Source organism: Thermogutta sp., from assembly GCF_014359955.1.
Taxonomy (GTDB): Bacteria; Planctomycetota; Planctomycetia; order Pirellulales; family Thermoguttaceae; genus Thermogutta.
Window position 1 is genome coordinate 1 of record NZ_JACIYL010000465.1, and the last position, 3,551, is coordinate 3,551.

Sequence of the window (3,551 nt, forward strand, 5' to 3'; positions counted from 1 at the left end):
CCCAGTGGGACTGGATTGCTTCCGGACAAGTACAGGTCGTCGTGGGCGCCCGAAGTGCCGTCTTTGCTCCCACGCCGAGGCTGGGCCTCATCGTAATGGACGAAGAACATGAAACGTCCTTCAAGCAGGAGGCCGCCCCCCGCTATCATGCACGCGATGTGGCCCTCCGCCGTGCGTGCATCGAGCGGATTCCCCTCGTTCTGGGGTCTGCAACTCCGTCCCTGGAAAGCTGGCATCGAGCCCAGCAGGGGGAGCTCACGCTTATCCGATTGCCTGAGCGGATTGGCGGCCGGCCGCTCCCGGCCGTCAAGCCGATCGATCTCCGTCAACCCAAGCACGGGCGGTTAAGCCGGGGTGTGATCACGCGACAACTCCACGCGGCCATTCACGAAGCCCTGGAAAACGGCGGGCAGGTGATTCTGCTGCTGAATCGGCGGGGGTTCGCGACACATGTGCAGTGTTCGGCATGTGGTTATGTCCTGATGTGCCCGGATTGCGAGATTGCCCTGACACACCACCGCAGCTTCGGCAAGGTGCTGTGCCACTATTGCGGTCATGAGGCACCCTCGCCAAAGGCCTGTCCCGAGTGTCAATCGGCGGCCATCCGGTTCAGCGGAGTCGGCACGGAACGCCTCGAAGCCGAGGTCAAGGCGCGGTTCCCTGAAGCCACATGCCTGCGGATGGACGCCGATTCCATGCGGAGCCGCGAAGCCTATGAGCGGGCATTCCGCCTCTTCCGCGAGGGCAAGATCCAGATCCTTTTGGGAACCCAGATGATTGCCAAGGGACTGGACTTTCCCAATGTAACACTCGTGGGCGTGGTCAATGCTGATACGGCCCTCCACTTTCCTGACTTTCGTGCGGCGGAGCGGACGTTTCAACTGGTGACCCAGGTAGCAGGGCGGACTGGCCGGGGACCACACGGCGGCCTCGTGCTCGTTCAGACCTTCAGCCCCGAACATTTCGCCATCCAATCGGCGGTGCGGCACGACTTCGAAGGCTTCGCTGCTCAGGAACTTCCCATCCGAACAGCGTTCGGTTATCCGCCGATCACCAGACTGGTCCGGCTGATCATCTCGGCGGAGAAAGAACTTGAAGCGGCTGGCTGGGCGGAGCGGGTAGCCCGGTCGATTGCGGAGTCCCTTGCGCAAACAGGTCTTCCCGATGCCGTTCGAGTGGTAGGGCCTGCCCCTGCTCCTCTGATGAAATTACGGGGAAAATACCGCTACCACATCCAAATTCTGGGAAAAGATGAAACTCTTGTCCGGACGCTCGTCCGCTGTGGCCTGGAGTGTCTCGAAGAAGCACGTCACGTGAGCTGGGTCGTGGACGTGGATCCAGTGGATATGCTGTAACTGGCGGGAAAATGGACAGAAAAGCGCGATTCGAAAGCAATCTATTCCCCGAAGGCCTGTCTCGTGTGGAAATTCTCGTGTTTTCTGTTTGCTGCGGATCGACTAAGATAAAGACGTAGACTAGGCAAACCATGTGCCCCCTGTAGCAGCAATGACCTCTTCCGTCAATTCACCGCGAATCCCACAACGGCGTCTCAACCGGGCCCTCGTGGAGACCAGCCTCGAGGTCAAATGCCTTTTCTTGTTCGGCGTTTTCCTCGTGTTGGTCATTGCTGTGAGTGTGCTTCTGTACTGGCGGGTTACGGGAGAGGTGGTCACCCGGCAGAATCCGGATACCGCCCGCCTCCTCGCCGATCAAGTCATGCTAACGAAGCATTACGCGGCGATGGAGCCGAACAAAGATTTTGTGGATTACTTGACAGAAGTGATCCGCAGTCGGACGCAGCACGGGTATCAATGGCGATTCGTTCAGCCGCCGGGCCGGCCCGTACGGCCTTCTCAGGACGTAGGTCCCCCCGCCGACGCCATGGAGGCCGAACTCGTCCAGCGATTCATGCAGATGTCACCGGAAGAGCGGGCCCAGAGTGAGACCCCCCTGTACGCGGAACGCCTTGTCGATCAGGGGCGAACGTATCAATACTACCAGCCGATCTGGGCGGAACAGTCATGCGTGGCATGTCACCTGGCTCTGGAAGGGGCCGGCTACAATCCTGCCGCAAGCGTGGGCATGGGAAGCCCCTTGCGCGAAGGGGACCTCATGGCGGTGCTCCAGGTGACCATCCCCAACGGCCCTACCCAGGCGGCCATCATGAAGTACTGGAGTATGCTCCTCGCGGTCGCTATTGTCACGGCCTTTCTGGCTATGATCGCGTTCTACGTGACCATTCGCTACGTGATCATCCGGCCGTTGCGACACCTGCGGGCTGTCAGTGAGGCAATCACCGAAGGCAATACTGCCTTGCGCGCTCATATCCATACGCGTGACGAATTTGAACTGCTGGCCAACGCGTTCAATCGGATGCTCAGTCACCTTGTCGCCGTCCAGGATGAACTGCGTCAGGTGAACGCTGAACTGGATGCCAAGCTTGACGAGGTGGCCCAGCTCAACATGCAGCTCTATGAGCTCAACAGAATTAAAAGCGATTTCATGGCCACTATGAGCCACGAACTGCGAACACCGCTCAATAGCATCCTGGGATTCAGCGAGGTTCTTGCCTCGATTGATTCACTGGACGAAAAGCAGCGCCGGTACGTCCAGAATATTCAAAAATCAGGACGGATTCTCCTGGACATGATCAATAACGTCCTGGATTTGGCGAAGATGGAAGCCGGCCGAATGGAAATCACGCCGACGGAGTTCTCCATCGAACAGGTTGTGCAGGCCCAGTGCGATATGGCGCGGCCGCTCTCTGAAAAGAAAAATTTGCAACTCACCGTGGATGTTCCCCCGAATCTTCCGCCCATGTTTCAGGATCAAAATCGGGTGGCGCAAATTCTCAACAATTTGCTTTCCAATGCGATCAAGTTCACGCCGGAGGGTGGCGCCGTTCGGGTTTCCGTTCGCCGTGACAGCAACGGAGACTTGATCCTCCGCGTGGCGGATACCGGTGTGGGTATCGCCGAAGAAGACAAGCAAATCATCTTCGAGAAATTTCGCCAGGGGCGCACGGCGATGCCCGACGGTGACCCGCTGAAGCGTGAGTACCCCGGCTCCGGCTTGGGATTGAGCATCGTGAAAGAACTCTGCCGACTTCTGGGGGGTGAAGTCTCCGTGGAAAGTGAACTGGGAAGAGGAAGCGTTTTCACCGTCCGTTTGCCCTGGACGCTTTCACCCCAGCAACAGGAAGAATCCGGTTTGGGACTTCGTCTGTCCGATTTTGAAAAAATGCGGTTCGATCGCGGCAGATCAGTGCGTCGCCCCCAATCTGCCCCTGCCGACAGCCGGGCGGGTTGAAATAATGGCTCCAAGCTCCGTGGGGTCGCGAAAGTGCCTCCCAAACCCTCGGAAATGGCGGCACACGATGCGGCACTGCGGGCCCCCTTGAAGTGTCACAAACGCACCAACATTGGTCCAACCGGCAGCACAAGGTTATCGACAAGGTGGCGATTCATGGATCTTACCGCGTTCACCTTCCGCGTCACGGGTTTCTAAAGAACGATGAACACTTCCCGATCAGGCAAAAGTCCTCACCCGAC

General features: G+C 58.5%; 2 protein-coding genes. Both read left to right on the forward strand.

The window, feature by feature from the left end; all coding sequences use genetic code 11:
* The coding region (gene priA, locus H5U08_RS13060) for a primosomal protein N' (protein WP_297033808.1) at positions 1-1,355 on the forward strand (1,355 nt) is incomplete at its 5' end.
* A gap of 151 nt (positions 1,356-1,506) precedes the next feature.
* On the forward strand, positions 1,507-3,309 hold the full coding sequence (locus H5U08_RS13065) for an ATP-binding protein (RefSeq protein ID WP_297033811.1): 1,803 nt from the start codon (positions 1,507-1,509) through the stop codon (positions 3,307-3,309).
* Positions 3,310-3,551: the final 242 nt, after the last annotated feature.